The organism is Halodesulfurarchaeum sp., from assembly GCF_036626455.1.
In the GTDB taxonomy this organism is placed as follows: Archaea; Halobacteriota; Halobacteria; order Halobacteriales; family Halobacteriaceae; genus Halodesulfurarchaeum.
In genome coordinates this window covers 1-14,795 of sequence record NZ_JAZKRK010000013.1, presented here as the reverse complement: position 1 = coordinate 14,795, position 14,795 = coordinate 1, and the positions used below count along the sequence as shown (strand labels likewise).

The following is a 14,795-nucleotide window of genomic DNA, read 5'->3' as shown; positions in this document are numbered from 1 at the left end:
TCGATGATAACTGTGTCCTTCGACCGCCGAAGCGACCATTGGTGGCTGGAAATCGGTCCCTAGCTGTGACAATTCACGTGAATTTCCGAACAGTCACATCCAGGGTGTCGAGGTCGAGTATCGGAACCGTTCCGGTATCCGGCGTGATGTTGACACTGCGCTGGAAGGCCGTCTGGCCCTGGAAACAGCCTGAGTTGACCAGGCGAACCTTGTGATAGGCATCTACCCCGAGTTTGTGGACGTGGCCCGAATGGAGGACGTCCGGTACGTCCTCGATGAGGAGGTAATCGCGTTTCTCCGGCGCAATCCGGTTTTCCCCACCAAACTTCGGTGCGAGATGGCGCTTTTTCAGCAACTGGGCCATGGCCTGGGCGGGGTGCTCGTAGCTGACCGATTCGAGGGGCAGTTCCGCGACCAGTTCGTCCAGTGACACCCCGTGGTACATGAGTACGGATACGCCCTCTATCGTGACCATCGAAGGGTTACCGGTGATCGTCGCGTCGTGGGCGGACATGATTTCCCGAAGCTCAGAATCAAACGCCGGCTGTGGTTCGGCCAACCGAACCGCGTCGTGGTTTCCGGGGATCATCACGATTTCCATGTCCCCGGGCACTGCTTTGAGGTGCTCGGCAAAGCGCTCATACTGTTCGAAAATGTCCACGACGTCGAGTTCCTCATCCTGATCGGGATAGACGCCGACACCTTCGACCATGTCACCGGCGATGAGGAGATATTCGACGGGGTCGGCCGCGGCGGTATGCAGCCAATCGGTGAACCTCGACCAGGCCCCATTCAGGAACTCCTGGCTGCCGACGTGGAGGTCGCTCACAAGTGCGGCCTGGACGTGGCGATCCGCAGTCGACGGGTCAAACGTTCGGGGCACGTCGGGGAAGTGGATGGTATTCGCGAACAAAATACTCGAATCGTCGGACAGGGTCCCTTCCACGGCAATGACTTCGTCCAGGAGGAGTTCGTCCACCGCGTCAGCAAAGGGGCGGTCCTTCATCACGAGGATCGGAAAGGTTCCGTTCGTGTCCTCGAGTTCGACGAGGTGATGGCCGTTCCGGGTCGAGCGGACGTCTGTCACCAGACCAATGAGGGCCCCGTCAGCGCCTCCCGCCATCGATTCGAGGGCGTCGGTCGGCCGGTGGTTGACACGCCCGCGTAAGATCGAGGACAGGCGGTCGTACCGATCCCGAAACACGGCCACGAAGTCCTCGTAGACCCCCGTCCCCGTACTCGCGCCGGTCACGTCCTCAGAGACACTCGGCGAGTCGGGATCACGCTCCGCTCGGGACGACGTCGATTCTGTTGTTTTCACCCCCTTTATTTCTGCTGTAGAATCCGCCTCTGTCGTTTGATTATTGCCATTTTGCCCTCCAGTTGAAACATTGGTATCTGTCCGCACTCGGTCGTCGTCCAGGACGGGCCTGACATCAGCTGTCGTCACGGTGACGGCCTCCTGGTCGATCCGATCGAGAACCGCCTCGACCGCCTGTGCAGGATCCCCAGCCCCGGCTAGCAGCGTGACCGCTTCCCGATCGGCGTTCAGGCCAGCTGCAGTCAGCCGTTTGACGATCCGTACCGGTAAGGATCGTGGCACGCACTGAGTGACGGGTGAGTCGCCCAAAAGGATAGCGACTACAGGTGGCCGGTTGCCCATGCGAACTTTAAAACGGGAAACCGCAGTAGTGCGGGGCATGGGTGGTGACGAGGATGTCGACTCGCCAGATCGTGACGATGGAGCCAATTCGTCCGGTCCTGACGAGAATGTCGACTCCCCAGATCGTGACGATGGGGCCAATTCGTCCGGTCCCGACGAGGATGTCGACTCGCCCGAGAGCGAGGAACCATTCGATTTAGGCGATCAGGCTCCCTTCCAGTCAGACCAGGAACCGTCACCACAGACCCCCGCAGAACGGGGGTTCATCACTAAATCAACAGGCGTGCCCGACGAGGCCGAGAACACAGACGGGGTCGAGGATACCGACCGGTTCGAAGCCGAAAGGGAACCGGACCGGCCCAAGACACATCACTCAAACGGGGACCCCGATCCCCGAGCTGGAGTGGGACCTGCCTTCAACTGGTTCAGAGACACCGATTCCCAGTGGATCGCCTTCCTGCGAGATACGCTGGTCAGCATCCTTATCGTCTTCGCTGTCGGATTCCTGCTCTTTGCGATCAGCGGCGTGTGGCCCCCGCTTGTTGCCGTGGAGAGTAATAGTATGGACCCACATCTCCAGAAAGGTGATCTCGTGTTGGTGATGGCCGAAGACCGGCTATCTCCCGAATACAACGCGGGGGGAACGGGTATCGTAACTGCAGAAACTGGCGCGGAACAGGACTACAACCGATTCGGTGGCCCAGGGGACGTCATCGTCTATCAACCCTATGGGTCTGATTCGGCCACCCCAATTATCCACCGGGCCCATCTCTACGTCGAAGCAGGCGAGAACTGGTACGACCGAGCCGATCCAGACGTAATCCAGGCGGACTCTTGCGCCGAATTGGGCGCCTGCCCGGCCCCGTCCGAGGGGTTCATTACGAAGGGTGACAACCCTACTACGAACAACTACTACGACCAGGAGCGGGGCATTAGCACAGTCGTCGAGCCTGAATGGGTCCGCGGAACAGCGACCGTTCGAATCCCGTGGGTCGGGTGGATCCGGCTTGCAGCCTCGGAACTGGAACTGCCTGGATTGAGTGTTACGGCCGGTGCCCTTCCAGCGGTGTGACCCGGAGCCATTTGGCTCCAGAGATTTGACTGGAGGCCCGCCAACAAAGACAAATGGGAGGTATTACCCGGATACGGCAGGATTGCCCTACTTCACGTATAACGAATAGAGGATGACTGCAAAGCCCACGACGGCGAGGCTGCTTTCCATGACGAGCGCCCACTCCCGGGTCATCACCAACAATTGGTCGATGAACCCACCAAGCATCGCGCCGAGGGTAATCGTCGCAAACCCGATCGAAAGCCATCGCAACGGGATGGCGTTCGTCCTCCGATACGCCCGGTAGGCGAACAACGTAATCAACCCCCCAAGCACGACGGTGATGGATTTCAATACGACAACAAGCCCAGTGATTTCGCTCATGTTTCGCGGCGTACCTCCGCCCATAACGACTCGAGACGTTCGTCAGTAGATTCTGCCTCTCGGTGTATGCCGACGGTGAGTTCGTGCTCCTCGTTTAGATGTACCGCTACCTGTTCGAAGGCCATTTCGTATTGTGTCGAGTGATGCCCGTCGGATTGAATGACTGTCCGCTCGGAGAGAAGCGAAGCCTCTGTGAGAATATCCAGTTTGCGGTACGTCGTCGAGAGCGGCAGATCACAGTCCTCAGAAAGTTCTTTTGCCGTTTGTGGTTCCTCGAGGTGCTCGATGATCCGACGGCAGTCGCTGTCCTCCAAGGCGTCGAATATCGCTTGGGAATCGGGGTCTTCGACACCTCCCAACGGACCAGCTACCATCAATAAGAGGGTGGTGGTGTCACGGTAATAACTCCGTCGGCTTTTCGACCACCCTGGTCCTGAGGGTCGGGTAACCGTCCATTAGCGCTCGCGGAGACCGTCTGGCTGGCAATATCGAGCGATTTCGGATTTACTCATCCGTGGTCTCCGTCGAATCGGGCCTGGAGGAACGGCGAGACGTCACCCACGTCACCGATCCGCGAGTCAGCCTGCAGAACGGTTTCGGTCTCCTCGACGGGGACCGAGAGGCTGATCTCTTTGGTCCGCCCGTATCGTCCTTTGCTCACCACGACCGCGTTGACGATCCCGAGCATGTCGAGTTCGCTGATCAGATCAGTCACCCGACGCTGGGTTAACACGTCGGCTTCGATCTCCGTACAGAGCCGCTTGTAGATGTTGTACACTTCACCAGTGTTGATGTTCCGAACATCGTTTTTCTCGTGAAGCACGATCGCGTAAAGCACCAGTTTTGATTGGGTCGGGAGAGTTCGAACGACTTCCACGACACGATCGAGTTCGATCTTGTCCTGGGCCTTCCGAACGTGTTCTTCGGTGATTTCCGAGATTTGTTCGCGTTCGCCCAGTTCCCCGGCCGTGCGCAGTAGATCGAGGGCGCGTCGCGCGTCGCCGTGTTCCTGGGCTGCAAAGGCAGCACAGAGTGGAATGACGTCCTCCGAAAGGACCTCAGCCTTGAACGCCACCTCCGCCCTGTGTGTGAGAATATCCCGAAGTTGATTTGCGTCGTAGGGCGGGAACACGATTTCTTCCTCGCCTAGACTGGATTTCACGCGCGGATCGAGGAAATCGGTAAATTTCAGGTCGTTCGATATCCCAATAATCGAAACCCGGGAGTTATCCAATGAGGAGTTCATCCGCGACAGATTATAGAGAACGTCGTCCCCACTTTTCTCGACTAGTTTGTCGATCTCGTCGAGCATGATGACAGCAACCCGTTCGACGTAATCGACGGCCTCGAAAAAGGTGGTGTAGACCCGGTCTGTGGGCCACCCTGTCATCGGGACAGGTTTCATCTCTTCGCGGTCCGCTTCGAGATTCCTGATTTCGGCTTCCAGATCCGCCTTCGAATCGTATTCGGTCTCCTCCAGAGCTGTTGAATCGGCTATCACCCGGTCTTCGAGGTCCCGTAAGTCCACCAATCTGTTTTCGACGTAGTCCTGGTTCCGCTCGATAAAGGTGTTTGCCAACTGTGCGAGGACTCGATACTGCGTGTCCGTTACTTCACAGTTGATGTACTCGACCCGACACGGGACGTCGTATTTCTCGGAGGTTTTCTCGAGTTCCTGGCTCACGTACTTCGCGCTCGCGGTCTTCCCGGTCCCGGTTTTCCCGTAAATGAGGATATTAGACGGTGTTTCCCCCCGGAGGGCAGCCACGAGGATCGTTGCCATCTTGTTGATCTGGTCGTTCCGGTGGGGGAGTTCATGGGGAGTATAGGATGGACGGAGGACTTCCTTGTTCTCGAAAATCGGTTTCCCCGAGAGGAGGTCATCGAACAACCCCTGGTCGGTCTCTGTTTCTGTTTCCAGTACCTCGTCAAGCTCGACTTCGAAATCGCGTTCGGTCCCGACATTATCGGGTGCGTGGGTGTCCTCTACCATGTGAAACGGCCCCTTCGGTTCAAGTGCGACAGGAATCCATACCCCCCATCAGATCGGCTGTAACCCCGTAAATATGGATTTGAAGTGTGCGAAATGGGTCCTCCCCTGTGCAGTTGATGCAGATGAAACCGGGGGTGTGGGATAGATAAAAAACTATCGGTCCATACAGCCCAGAGTGTGTTGTTTTGGAAAACACCGTGGCTCAGAAACCGGGCAAACCGTGTCGATTGATACGAGAGCGGTGTTCGATGCACGAGTGATAACTTGGGATGTGGTTGTAGGCTGAGTAGTGATCCAGGTGTGAACAATTTGGAGTTGGATTATGATTTGTTTCAGTGAGTCGGGACTCAAATGTGAAAGCGGGAGGTATTTGTTTTTATTGTTCCGTAAGCGATAATTAACAACCCGATTTGTTTTGTGGATTGGTGCCAGTTCATACAGTACTAGCCCCCCACCCCTTTGTTTCAACTGGAGACGAAAAACACCGTCACCACAACCCGTTCATCAAAACAAAAAGTTTTATGTATAGTCTTGAATAACAGTAACCGTAAACTAGGTCAAACTCCACCATAAACTATTGTGTATTTTTTACATGTTGGGTTTTTGTGTTATTTGTTTGTGGGTTGTTGTTTATTTGTGTTAGTTTTGGTTTCCAGTGGAAACCAAGGGGTTGGGGGTGGAACGTTAAGAGAAAATCAAGAAACATTCTCTATTTCGTTATACAAAACGGACGTTTTGACTCCGATAACGGTTTTATCCCACGGTTTTCTTTTCATATTTTGTGTTGCAGCTGCCATATTAAATCAAAAATACCACTGGGCATCTGTGTCCTTGTGACAATAACAACGTATTATCCATGTTGTTACAATCGAGTGTTCGATTTGGCTCGGAGGAAGGACAGTGGGTTACAAACTCTCACAACGATCACTTAAAGTAGCGATCTCCACTCAACAGGTTTATCGTTTGTTTTGTTCGGCTACTCAATCCATACATGCACTTAAGAGGATGGCCCCTAAGCAATAGGCGTGTCCGGAGACTTCAAACCTCGGGACGTACAAGAGGGGCCATAAATGGGACTGCTCGGAAGTTTGCGCAACAGTATTTCGCAGGTTGCGAACACGTTGTTCGCGAGCGATGCTGAGCCGAAACGAATCGGTATCTATGGACCACCGAACGCTGGCAAAACGACACTTGCCAATCGGATCGCCCGGGATTGGACCGGCGATGCAATCGGACCGGAATCCCGCATCCCGCACGAGACTCGACGAGCTCGACGAAAAGAAAACGTGGAGATCGAGCGAAACGGCCAGACGGTGACCATCGACATTGTCGACACTCCAGGCGTGACGACGAAAGTCGATTACACCGAATTCCTCGAGCACGATATCGAAAAAGACGAAGCTGTGCGCCGCTCCCGGGAAGCCACTGAGGGTGTCGCGGAAGCGATGCACTGGCTTCGCGAAGACGTCGATGGGGTTATCTATGTCCTTGACTCCGTTGAGGACCCGTTTACCCAGGTCAATACGATGCTTATCGGTATCATCGAATCCCGGGACCTGCCGGTCCTGATTTTCGCGAACAAGATCGATCTCGATGAGGCCCAGATCAATCGCATCGAAAACGCGTTCCCCCAGCACGAGACGGTGCCGCTCTCCGCGTTGGAGGGGGACAACATGGACGAAGTCTACGACAAGATCGCCGCGTACTTCGGGTGACATGATGGCAGGAATCGAACACGATTCGGCAGACGGGGTTGAAATCGAGTTGATCTCGGGCCAGCGCATGCACGATAAGACTTCGATGGAAAAGATCCGGATGATCCTGGACGACGTCAGATCCGGGAACATCGTCATCCTCGAAGAGGGACTGACCCCGGACGAGGAGTCGAAACTCATCGAAGTGACCATGACGGAGATCAATCCCGATGACTTCTCGGGGATCGAAATCGAGAGTTTCCCCCAGCAAACGGCCACCGGAGGCGGCTTTCTCTCCCGACTCATCGGATCCGAACCGTCGAATGCGAAACTTACCGTCATCGGACCGGCCAATCAGATCCACTCGCTCCAGAAAGACGACACCCTCATTCGCGCACTCATTTCGGGGAAATAGCGATGCCCCACCAATGTACGTCCTGTCAGTCGACGTTTCCCGACGGTTCGAAGGAGATGCTTTCAGGGTGTCCGAACTGTGGTGGGAACACGTTTCAGTACATTCCCGAAGGGGCCGATCCGAAAGATTACGAACCCGAGGCAACGGAGCCACCTGAACCCCCAGTTTCGGAGGATTCGGTGACTGGTCGTATGGGTCGAGCGGCCTCGACCGTTCGTGAATACGTATCAGCCCACCAAGACAAGGGCGAGACCACGGATGACACACCGAGCGAACTGGAGGCGGAACGGTCCGAACAGTCGGCCGAAACTGATTCCTCAGAAAAACAGACTATCGAAACTGGGTCCACAGACACGGAGTCGCTCGAAGACAGGGCCCAGGCGTCTGCTAGGGGTGAGGTCGCGGATGTTTCCGAACTTCACTCGGGAGGGTCGACAACTGGAACACGTCCCACTGACTCAGAACGCCAGCCGGGAAAATCGAAAACTGACACCCAAACTGGTTCCGCTAGTTCGAGCCCGGACTCAACAGAGCCCCCACGAGAGGATGGTCGGGTGGCTGAAGAACCGAATAAAGCGGCAAATACCGACCTCGAAACTCTTCGCTCTGAACTCAACGATCAGTTCGAAAGCATTCGTATCGTCGAACCGGGCCAGTACGAACTCAATTTGATGGAACTGTACGATCGCGAGGAACATATCGTCGCCCTTCGGGAGGACGGCAAATACGTGATCGAAGTTCCGGAAACGTGGCGGGACGGTGCGGACAGCCCCGATCGGTCGTAATCGGAGTATTCGTTTTGCTTATAACCAGACCGGCCGTTTTCAGAAGTCAAAATCCGCCGAGATGGACCCGGACTCGTCGAGAGAAATTAAACCGTCACAGGCTGCTTCGAATTCCTCCTGAATGGCCGAGTCGTGGACTTCCGGGGAGACGTGAAACAACCCGATAGCTCCATGCTGTCGAAGCAGTTCCGTGAGTCGATCGAGCCCATCGACGGCGGCTGATTCGCCCGCGTAATAGGCAAGCTCCGAGACCGAATCAAAACTGAGCCGGCTCCCACCGTCGTCGCGCTCGAAAAACAGTTGGACTTCTTTTACGATTCCGTCGACATCGTCAGGAGAAGGAACGAACTCAACACGCGGCTTATCCCGTCGTGAATACCCCCGATCGATGCTCACCGCATCAAGGATGTGTATTTGCCTGGGATCGACACCATAATGGTCGAGTTTCTCGGCGACTTCGCGGGCTGTGGTACGGGTGGAAACCACAAGTGCCGGCTCCGAACCCGCCGAGAGAAACCCCGTGTCGATGGGATCGGATCCGCCGATACTGGGGTGTTCCAGCAGGATCGACGTCCCCGCTGGCACAGTTTGTGGTGCCCCTTCGATTTCGAGCGCGTAGTCCATACCGTTGAGACCCGTCGATGCCTTGTAAGCACTAGCCTCTGTCAGGGGTTTACTTATACCAACTCAGACCGGGTCAGTGGCTGACAATCGAAGCAACTGATACCATCCGGCGGTAACGAGCAATACCCCGATCAAGACGGTGAATGCACTTCCGTTGTAGACGTTGATCAGTGCCGTTTCCGCGAGCGCCACGATGGGGAATCCGGCAGCGGCCAGCGGGACGGAATTGCTTCCATTGGCACTTATAAGGCCCAGAACCCAATTTAAGCCCAAAACAAGTGTGCCGCCGAAGAGGACGGCCCAGGACCCGACGATCCCGGTTCGGACGGACAACTTGACCGCCGATGCCATACTGCTCCATCTGACCCAAACCCAATTAAAATTGCGTCAGACACCTGTCTGACGCTGACACGGGGTTATTTGGCCCCCCTCCGGCTACTGACACCTACGAATGCCGACCCGGGAATCGACCGGAACGAGGCGACTGTTTCGAACGGGGAGCGCAGTCGCTTTGCTCCTCGCGGGCACAACCGTACTCGCTGTGGGTGGAGCTGGATTCCTGACTGAAATCTTGGTGCGTGTCGGCACGCCACTTAAATCGGCCCAATCCATCGCCGTCGGGATTGGGGCCCTAGTCCCGCCAATCGTCTTCATCGGAGCGACATGGACGACCACCGGCAACCGCCGGGCAAAACGACTCGCCGTTGGCGGGGGACTGCTAGCGGGCGGAACTGTCGTCTTATCATTTCTCACGGGCGGGCTGCAACCCGCCTCAGTGTCCTTCGACGGGCTGCTGGGAACGACACTCTTCCTCGGTTATGGTAGTGCTATCGTCGTAGTTTTTGCAGCGCTCCTGGATGGAATTACAACTCCCAAATCGAACCGTTCGGGTACAAGAACCGAACAGGGATGGCAATCACGGTCTCGAACGCCCGCACGCGACTCGACTCGCTCCGGACCCGTTCCGGCCGATGGCGGGTCGGAGGACTCCGACCTGGCTTTCCCGTTGGATTCGGATGGCGGAGAGGACCCGGAGGACGCTGATCGATAAATCGGGCGGAGCGGTTTTCTTGCTGGCCCGATTGGTTTGTGGCATGACTGGCGGTGGTTCGATATGAGTGTACGGGAAAAATTCGACGCGTGGGCTGCGGACGGCCGTGACAGGGGGATGGAGGAACGTCATTGGCACACCGCCAAGGAAGCGCTCTCGCGGATGCCCGTCGAGGACGGCGATGCCGTGTTGGATCTGGGAACCGGGAGCGGGTACGCCCTCCGGGCGCTCCGAGAGCGTTCGATCGGCCGCGGGTACGGGATTGACGCCTCCGTCGAAATGGTGACCAATGCAGCGGGATACACGGAGGACAGTTCGATCGCGTTTCTCAGGGGTGACTTCGAATCACTCCCCTTCGAATCGAACTCCCTCGACCACGCCTTCTCGATGGAAGCGATCTATTACGCCGACATCGATTCGGTCCTCACGGAACTCAAGCGCGTCCTCCGACCAAGAGGGACCTTTTACTGCGCCGTCGACTTTTACGAGGAGAACGTTCACTCCCACGAATGGGAAGCGTTCATCGAGGTTCCGATGTCCCGTTTGAGCCGCGATGAATACCGCCAGGCCTTCGAACGGGCGGGTTTACACGTTGCCGCCCAGGACAATATCCCGGACCGAGAGGTCGAGATCCCGCCGGCCGAGGAGTTCCCGACCGAATCGTTTGACACCCGAGCGGCGATGGTCGAACGCTACCGAACCTACGGCACGCTTCTTACCGTTGGTGTTGTTCCCTGAGGAGGCGTCGGTCCTTATCGCTCCGGTTCGACCTCTCGCAGCACCTGCACCGCCCCGGTTGAAAATCCAACTTGCATCGGTTCTGTCGGGGGTCCAGCAGTTTTCACGAGCAAGTCCCGGGTTCCCAGGCGGCAGTGAAGGGTGTAGCCGGTTCCCTGAAACTCCACGCTCTCCAGCCGAGGCTCCAGGACGGTGTCGTCCGATCCCAGATGCATCGCTTCGGGTCTGACAGCAAGGATATCTCCCGGGTCCACCTCCTCCCCGACCGCGATCTCTGCACCACCTTCGACAGTTGCCACGCTCCGCGTCACCGATTGCACCTCGAAGAGGTTATTGTCACCGACGAATGAGGCGACAAACCGGTTTGCTGGCTCCCGATACACGGCCTCGGGGTTGCCAACTTGTTCGACCCGACCGGCGTTCATGACGGCGATTCGCTCGCTCACCGCAAGCGCCTCGGATTGATCGTGAGTTACGTATATCGTCGTGATGCCCAACTCAGACTGAATTTCACGAACAGTTCGCCGCAGTCGGTCTCTGAGACGCGCGTCGAGTGCGCTCATCGGCTCGTCCAAAAGTAGGAGTTCAGGGCCTGGTGCCAGGGCGCGAGCCAGCGCCACCCGCTGTTGTTGCCCCCCTGAAAGAGTTTCTGGCTCTCGATCGCCCATGGCTGCCAGATCGACGAGTTCGAGGAGTTCCTGGACCCGGTCGACAGTCGAGACGCCACGAGGTGGATCGTGAAACTTCAGCCCATACGCGACGTTCTCCGCGACGGTCATGTGTGGGAACAGGGCATAGTTCTGGAACACGATTCCGACGTTTCGGTCCTCTGGCGGAACTCCGGCCATCGGTTTGCCACCGATCCTGACGGTGCCAGCACTGGGTTCTGTGAGCCCGGCAATAAGCCGGAGTGTCGTCGTTTTCCCACAGCCGGAGGGGCCGACCAGGGTGAAAAACTCCCCGTCTTCGACGGCGAGTGACACCGAATCGAGTGCCTGTTCGCCAGCAAAGGTCTTCGAGACGTTTCGCAGTTCGAGGGCCGTCATGGCTCCCACCAGCCCCCGACGCGGTCGATAACGACGAAACTCCCTGCGGTCACGGCGAGCAGAACGGTTCCCATAGCCGTGGCCGGACCGAGGGTTCGGTTTCCCAAGTACCGCTCGACAGCGACGGGCATCGTGTAACTCGCACTGCCTTCAGCCAAGATGACCGTCGAATCGAATTCCCCGATGCTGATTGCGAAGGTCAGTGCCGCCCCGGCGACGATTCCGGGGACGATTAGCGGGACTTCGATGTCCATCCGCACGCGCGCTCGAGTAGCTCCCAGCACGCGGGCGGATTCGAGGAGTCGCTGATCGACTCGCTGGAGCAGTGGGGACACGGTTCGAGCGACGAACGGGTAGGCGGCCACCGCGTGTGCCGCCACAATTGCGACTGGTCCGGTCACGGCAATCCGATGCCCCAGCAGTTCCGTTCCGAACACGACCCCCTGGAGTAATCCCAGTCCGAGAACGATCCCACTGACCGCAAGCGGGGCCATGAGCACTGCATCTAACACCCGACTGCCGACGAACCGCTTCGATTCGATGACGGCCACTGTCACTCCCATGGGCACGGCAACCAGCAAGGTCGCAGCGCCAAAGAACAGGGAGTTGACGATCGCTGGCAGGGGCTTGACCTGGAACGGGGCGCCGGTGAGTTGCCGTTCGAGGAGGAAGCTGTAGTGCTCAATCGTGAGCCCTGACGGCCCGGTCACACTCTCGATGATCATGCTCAAAAGCGGGCCAAGGAAGACCACCACCACGATCATACCGTAGGCCAGTAATCCGATCCGTTTGGGGTCCCGAAGCGAGCCGAAGAGCGGTTTTCGGTCCGGCCCGCGACCAAGCCCGGAGAGACCGCCCTGGCCGCTCTCGTATCGGAGGTAGGCGTAGGTCAACGAGAGTGTAATCACCGTCTCGACGACGGCCAGGCCAGCGGCCTGTGCCAGTTCGAGTTGCTGGACGTGGGCGTACAGCCAGACTTCCACGGTGGCCAGTTGCAACCCCCCGAGAGCCAGCACGATGGGGAAAGACATGAACGTGAAGAGAAACGTGAGCAGGGCTCCGGTCAGGATTGCCGGAAGGAGTTGGGGGAGGGTGACGTCGAGAAACGAGCGGATCGGCCCGGCCCCCAGCCCACGAGCGGTTTCGAGCATCCGACGGTCAATGCCCTCCCACGCCGCAGTGACGATGCGCGTGACGAGTGGTGCGTTGTAAAACGCGTGGGCCAGGACGATGATTTCCAGAGTGTACATCGGCGAAACCGAGCCAAGGCCCAGGAGTCCGAGGGCGTCGTTCAACACTCCCTGGTCCCCGAACATGGCAACGAAGCCGATCGCCACCATAATAGAGGGCAGGACGAAGGGAAGCATCGTGAGCGAGCGGAGCGTGTCCCGGCCCGGAAACGAGTATTGGGAGAGAAGATACGCACCTGGAAGGCCGAGGGCGAGGCTCGCAACAGTCGAGAGCAGGGCCTGGTAGACGGTAAATCCGATGAGCCCGAACTCGATCGATGGAAAGCCGGCCCGCACCCAGTCGAGAATACCGCCTGGAACGGCCCCGGGACGAGCAAAGATGTCACTTGCCGCTCCAAGGTAGAACTCCGAACCGAGTACCGCAACAATCGGCCCCGTCCCCTCGACCGTTCCACCCAATGCTTGGGCGAACACGGTCCCGATGGGGTAGTAAAACATTACCAGAAGAATGGCCGCGCTCGAGACTACCGCTGCTGGCAACAGGTACTCGCCTGACCACGTCGGCAGTCGGTCGACCGCTCGGGACATCCCTGATTTGGCCACCTGTCTTACCCACTTGCGATCTGTTGGGCCCAGGTTTCGACCCAACTATCCAGCGACCCGACGAGGTCGTCGTAGGTGTGGGTTACCGTTTCCGGCGGTCGATATGCGTATTCCTGGAAGTCTGCCGGCGGATCGGCGGTTGTCGTCGCCGGGAACGCGACGTTCCGAACTGGGATCTCGGACTGAACCGCCGCCGAGAGCATGAAGTCGATGAAGGCGGTGGCCAATTCCGGATTCTCCGCGTCGGCAAAGCGGGCCATTCCCTCAGGCACGGCGTAGCCCTGGTCGTTCAGGAAGCCGATCTGATGGCGTTCCATATCCTGGTCATTCCGATGGGCATAGACCTGGTCGGTCGAGTAGGAGACGACTGCCGGCCGTTCCTCGTTCGAGTAGGCCGTATACGCCGCGTTCCAGTCCCCAAGGATTTGCGCTCCATTGTCAACGAGGGACTGCCAATAGTCCAGATATTCGGCTTCGCCCTGGTTCGCGATCGTCCAAAGGAGGAACGCCCGACCGGGATCGCTCGTCTGGGCGTTTTGGAGGAGCAACGTGTCCTCGAATTCGGGCCGGGTTAAATCCGCGAAGGTTTCCGGGGTTTCGATTGCTCCTGCATCGTAGACCAGACTGATGAATCCCGTGTCGAAGGGGATCGCCCGCCCGCCCGGATCAAAACGCAAGTCCTCGATGACCGAATCGCCGTTCGAGAGTTGCCCACTCGCAATCGGGTCAAAGAGCGCCGTGTCGCCCAACTGTTCGTCGACCCGGACCAGATCGTCGGCGTTGACGCCGACGTAGACATCTGCGGACACGCCGACCCCTGATTGTTTTTGCTGGACGAAGTGATTGAGTTCCGAATCCGGTGTGAGCCATTCGATTGTCGCATTGGGGTAGGTCGATTCGAAGTGCTCTTTGATCCAATTGCCTGGGCTCACGCTGGGGGCGTCGATGAAGGGTTCGTAGGTGGCGACACTAAGTGTCCCAGACAGGGCATCACTCCCGCTTGTCGTTCCTGTCGTCGTCCTATTTGTGTCAGCGCTGGGCCCAGCACAGCCTGCAAAGGCCGCAACACCGGCCGCACCGGCGGATCTGAGAAACGTTCGTCGTTTCATTACCAGGTTGTTTTACCCGGTGGTACAAAAGTCACACGTTGGGAGCGACTCGCTGCCGGCAAACCTCCGGGCCCATTGTTTATCAGGGACAACCGGCCCAACCCAGCCCATGTGAGTGAACCGCCGGCCACAGCCCGAAAATAGCGAGGCAACTCCGGCCAGTCATCGCAGACTGCTGGCGAATCCTCGGCCGCTGGGATTCCCGGTGGCGTGGCACACTGTGGCCGTGTCTCGCCGTGTCACCTGCTCGCTACGATAAACACTCAGCGGAATCTCCGCTTGGGCCGGATGTAAATTACTGGGCGTCTAAATCCAGGTAATGAGCGATACGGCAGGCCCACTCGCCCCAGACCGGCCCGAACTGGACCGGCCGTTTCGGGTGGACGCCCCCTTTGACCCCGCTGGCGACCAATCGGAGGCCATCGAGGCACTGGTCGAAGGTTTCGAGT

General features: G+C 57.9%; 15 protein-coding genes. 6 read left to right on the top strand and 9 right to left on the bottom strand.

Features of this window, described 5'->3' with window-relative positions:
- Positions 1-73: 73 nt before the first annotated feature.
- Positions 74-1,603: a DNA-directed DNA polymerase II small subunit gene (locus tag V5A26_RS05715; RefSeq protein WP_332320616.1), complete on the bottom strand. Its 1,530-nt coding sequence runs from the start codon at positions 1,601-1,603 to the stop codon at positions 74-76.
- Positions 1,604-1,661: 58 nt separating this feature from the next.
- Here V5A26_RS05715 and V5A26_RS05710 point away from each other — a divergent pair, with 58 nt between their 5' ends.
- Entirely contained in the window at positions 1,662-2,735 is a 1,074-nt protein-coding gene (locus V5A26_RS05710) for a S26 family signal peptidase (protein WP_332320617.1), read from the top strand.
- Between the two features lie 87 nt (positions 2,736-2,822).
- On the opposite strand, the gene V5A26_RS05705 is transcribed toward V5A26_RS05710, so the two are convergent.
- The 3 genes from V5A26_RS05705 to V5A26_RS05695 form a co-directional block, all read right to left on the bottom strand.
- Complete coding sequence (locus V5A26_RS05705) at positions 2,823-3,098, bottom strand: DUF7521 family protein (RefSeq protein ID WP_332320618.1); 276 nt, start codon at positions 3,096-3,098, stop codon at positions 2,823-2,825.
- Positions 3,095-3,472, bottom strand: a complete 378-nt coding sequence (locus V5A26_RS05700) for a helix-turn-helix domain-containing protein (RefSeq protein WP_332320619.1) — start codon at positions 3,470-3,472, stop codon at positions 3,095-3,097. The genes V5A26_RS05705 and V5A26_RS05700 overlap by 4 nt, the downstream gene beginning before the upstream one ends.
- A 134-nt stretch (positions 3,473-3,606) precedes the next feature.
- Entirely contained in the window at positions 3,607-5,091 is a 1,485-nt protein-coding gene (locus tag V5A26_RS05695; protein WP_332320620.1) for a Cdc6/Cdc18 family protein, read from the bottom strand.
- Between the two features lie 1,070 nt (positions 5,092-6,161).
- On the opposite strand from V5A26_RS05695, the gene V5A26_RS05690 reads away from it, so the two are divergent.
- Genes V5A26_RS05690 through V5A26_RS05680 form a run of 3 tightly spaced genes read left to right on the top strand, consistent with a single transcriptional unit; the run spans position 6,162 to position 7,985 of the window.
- The gene (locus V5A26_RS05690; protein WP_332320621.1) at positions 6,162-6,806 is read left to right on the top strand and encodes an Era-like GTP-binding protein; all 645 of its coding nucleotides are present in this window, start codon (positions 6,162-6,164) and stop codon (positions 6,804-6,806) included.
- Between the two features lie 4 nt (positions 6,807-6,810).
- The gene (locus tag V5A26_RS05685; protein WP_332320632.1) at positions 6,811-7,200 is read left to right on the top strand and encodes a DUF2073 domain-containing protein; all 390 of its coding nucleotides are present in this window, start codon (positions 6,811-6,813) and stop codon (positions 7,198-7,200) included.
- A 2-nt stretch (positions 7,201-7,202) separates the two neighbouring features.
- Complete coding sequence (locus tag V5A26_RS05680; protein WP_332320622.1) at positions 7,203-7,985, top strand: Zn-ribbon domain-containing protein; 783 nt, start codon at positions 7,203-7,205, stop codon at positions 7,983-7,985.
- Between the two features lie 39 nt (positions 7,986-8,024).
- Here the strand turns inward: V5A26_RS05680 and V5A26_RS05675 are convergent, their stop codons facing one another.
- Complete coding sequence (locus V5A26_RS05675) at positions 8,025-8,609, bottom strand: DUF7090 family protein (protein WP_332320623.1); 585 nt, start codon at positions 8,607-8,609, stop codon at positions 8,025-8,027.
- Between the two features lie 63 nt (positions 8,610-8,672).
- The gene (locus V5A26_RS05670) at positions 8,673-8,960 is read right to left on the bottom strand and encodes a hypothetical protein (protein WP_332320624.1); all 288 of its coding nucleotides are present in this window, start codon (positions 8,958-8,960) and stop codon (positions 8,673-8,675) included.
- A gap of 100 nt (positions 8,961-9,060) precedes the next feature.
- Between V5A26_RS05670 and V5A26_RS05665 the strand changes: the two genes are divergently transcribed.
- Both V5A26_RS05665 and V5A26_RS05660 read left to right on the top strand, forming a co-directional pair.
- Complete coding sequence (locus V5A26_RS05665; protein WP_332320625.1) at positions 9,061-9,660, top strand: hypothetical protein; 600 nt, start codon at positions 9,061-9,063, stop codon at positions 9,658-9,660.
- Positions 9,661-9,723: 63 nt separating this feature from the next.
- Positions 9,724-10,398 (top strand): class I SAM-dependent methyltransferase, encoded by a 675-nt coding sequence (locus tag V5A26_RS05660; protein ID WP_332320626.1) that lies wholly within the window; start codon positions 9,724-9,726, stop codon positions 10,396-10,398.
- 14 nt (positions 10,399-10,412) lie between these two features.
- Here the strand turns inward: V5A26_RS05660 and V5A26_RS05655 are convergent, their stop codons facing one another.
- The 3 genes from V5A26_RS05655 to V5A26_RS05645 are packed head-to-tail and all read right to left on the bottom strand — an operon-like array spanning position 10,413 to position 14,346.
- The gene (locus V5A26_RS05655) at positions 10,413-11,444 is read right to left on the bottom strand and encodes an ABC transporter ATP-binding protein (protein ID WP_332320627.1); all 1,032 of its coding nucleotides are present in this window, start codon (positions 11,442-11,444) and stop codon (positions 10,413-10,415) included.
- Positions 11,441-13,222 (bottom strand): ABC transporter permease, encoded by a 1,782-nt coding sequence (locus V5A26_RS05650; RefSeq protein ID WP_332320628.1) that lies wholly within the window; start codon positions 13,220-13,222, stop codon positions 11,441-11,443. Before V5A26_RS05650 ends, V5A26_RS05655 begins: the two co-directional genes overlap by 4 nt.
- Positions 13,223-13,242: 20 nt before the next feature.
- Positions 13,243-14,346, bottom strand: coding sequence for a thiamine ABC transporter substrate-binding protein (locus V5A26_RS05645; protein ID WP_332320629.1), 1,104 nt, complete (start codon positions 14,344-14,346; stop codon positions 13,243-13,245).
- Positions 14,347-14,795: the final 449 nt, after the last annotated feature.